Origin of the sequence: Sphingobium sp. ba1, assembly GCF_000743655.1 — a bacterium.
Taxonomy (GTDB): domain Bacteria; phylum Pseudomonadota; class Alphaproteobacteria; order Sphingomonadales; family Sphingomonadaceae; genus Sphingobium.
In genome coordinates, this window is sequence record NZ_JPPQ01000069.1 from 828,836 (window position 1) to 831,649 (window position 2,814).

Annotated in this window: 2 protein-coding genes; both read left to right on the forward strand. The window is 57.5% G+C overall.

The window, feature by feature from the left end; translation table 11 throughout:
• Positions 1 to 297 (forward strand): hypothetical protein (locus tag IL54_RS24870; protein WP_237748806.1); only part of this gene is annotated, 297 nt, incomplete at its 5' end.
• A 66-nt stretch (positions 298 to 363) separates the two neighbouring features.
• The coding region (locus IL54_RS07005) for a calcium-binding protein (protein WP_272945503.1) at positions 364 to 2,814 on the forward strand (2,451 nt) is incomplete at its 3' end.

The window sequence follows — 2,814 nt, forward strand, 5'->3', positions numbered from 1 at the left end:
CGCGAAGGCCGAATGGCCGACGATTTTGACGGCTTGCGTTACATTGCGTCGAACGCGGACCTGATCGTCGCGCTGGGCGATGATGATGACGCGGCTGCGCGCCATTATATCCTGGCAGGGCAGCAAGAAGGCCGGGATGTCGACGGGTTTGATGCGCTGGCCTATGCGGCGGCTAATCCTGATCTGGCTGCCGCTTTCGGCAGCGACGTCGATGCGCTGACCGAACATTATATCGACACGGGCTATTTTGAGCATCGTGTGGTGGCTCCTGGCGCGGACATGTTCATGGCGGGCTGAGCGGTAGTGATAGTTCAAGCCGATGACGCTGCTGCGTTATGGGTTTAATGAGTTGAGGAGGGTGAGATGGATTTCACGGGTGGTGCGGGCGACGACATCTATACGGGCGACAATAGTGACGAATATATTTCCGGTTTGGGGGGAAATGACTGGTTGAGCGGCGGAGAGGGCGCTGACAATATTGCCGGTGGCGCAGGGGCAGATCGTCTCAATGGCGGGGACGGCAGCGATGTGCTGTTCTCCTTCGGTCGGACCACCAATATGATGGCGCCCTATTTCCCTTTGTTGGCCGGCGTTGTTTCCGATGATATCTTCGCGGATGTCGACACGCTGATCGGTGGTGCGGGGGACGATTTTTTCTTCGCGGGCTATGGCGACCATATTGATGGCGGCAGCTATGATTCCTTCGGCAATCGGCTTTTTATTAGTTTTCAGGGCGCGACGTCCGGCGTGGTTGCGGATTTTCGTCCGCTGCAAAACGGCGAGTCGATAACGATCGGCGGCGGAATCATTTCCAACATCCAGAATATCGGCTTTTTGGAGGGAAGCGAATATGATGATTTCATCGCTTCTATCGACACTTATTATCCCAGCGGTGCTGACATATTCGGCCGCGGTGGTAATGATACCATCATCGCAGACTATTATTCTGGTTGGGGTGGTGCGATCTGGGGTGGTGATGGAGACGACACCGTCGATGCGACTGGAGCGCAATATGGCGCCAGGGTATATGGGGAGGCCGGCAACGACATTATCCGGATGAACTACGGTACTGCTGATGGCGGTGATGGTGACGACATCATTTATGGCGGTTCGGCCTTTGGCGGTGCGGGCAACGACAGGCTGATCGATGTGATGAGTGGCGATGGCGGCGACGGTAACGACATCATTACCCTGAACTTCAGTTATTATGGCAACGGGGTCGCGACCGGCGGTCGGGGCGACGACCTGATACGAGGCACGGACTATGGTAGCGTGTTGGTCGGTGGAGAAGGTGCCGACGAGCTGTTTGGCGGCGCGGGTGCCGACTTGATCTATACAGGCGGCAGGAATGAGGATGGATCGGCCCTAGCCGATGTCGGCGTAGAAAAAGACTTCGTTTCAGCAGGCGCGGGTGCAGACACCATATGGGCAGGTGTAGGCGACGACGTTGATGGAGGAGATGGCGCTGACACACTCTACTATTCGTTCGGCGGCGCGACGACGGGCGTAGACATTTCTACACACCAGTTCCTCGGCGCAACAGCGCGGGTGATCGGTGGTGGAACGATCATCAGTATCGAGAGCCTAGCCGAATTACGAGCGAGCAGTTTCGACGACAGGATCGTGGCCACAACACAAGATGTCAGGCTGTCAATTTATGGCGGTGCAGGCAATGACGTTGTGACATCAAGTGGCAGTTCTATCACATTTCGGGGCGAGGAAGGGGACGACCGGCTGATCAGCGGCGAAGCGGCCGACATGTTCGTCGGTGGTTTTGGTACCGATACGATAGACTATTCCTTGTACACAAATGGCGTAACCGTAACTCTTGGCCTTTCTGGTGCAATCGGGATCGGCGGCGGCGGCGATAGTCTCATTAGCGTGGAGAATGTGGTCGGCTCTGCGTTCAGTGACGACATTCAGGGCAACGAGCTTGCCAATATGCTGGAGGGCGGTGCAGGTAACGATACAATTCACGGCGGCGCTGGCGATGATCGCCTGCTGCCGGGGACGGGCCACAATATCGTCGACGGCGGGGATGGGTTCGATACGCTGGTTCTTACGGGTGGCGCTGCAAGTTACAACTATCTCGTGTCGGGCGCTTCGACTTTCGTCATAGGCGAAGAGGGCGCTTCGCGGATCGTGAATGTAGAACATGTCGCTTTTGCCAACGAGGCGCTGGGAAGTGCCGATCTGGCGGGCAGCTTGTCGGCGTTCGATGGGTTGCGCTATATCGCTGGCTATGGGGACTTGATCGCTGCCTTCGGACCCGATGCAGATAGCGCGACCGCGCATTATGTGGCGAGCGGCTTTGCCGAAGGGCGCGATGCCAAAGAGTTCGATGTGCTCGATTATATCGCAGGCTATGACGATCTGATCGCAGCTTTTGGCACCGATACGCAGGCGGCAACACGCCATTATATCGATGGCGGCTTTGTCGAGGGCCGCAGCGACGCCTTGTTCGATGGACTCCAATATATCGCCTCCTATGGCGATCTGATCGAGACATTCGGGGCGGAAGCGGACGCCGGGGCGCGCCATTTCATCCAGGGCGGTCGTGACGAGGGACGGAGCGACGATCTGTTCGACGGGCTGCAATATGTCGCGTCCCATGGCGATCTGATCGGCGCGATTGGTACGGATGTGGAGGCCGCGGCTGAGCATTTCATCAAAAACGGCTATGGCGAAGGCCGAATGGCCGACGATTTTGACGGCTTGCGTTACATTGCGTCGAACCCGGACCTGATCGTCGCCCTGGGCGATGATGATGACGCGGCTGCGCGCCATTATATCCTGGCAGGGCAGCAAGAAGGC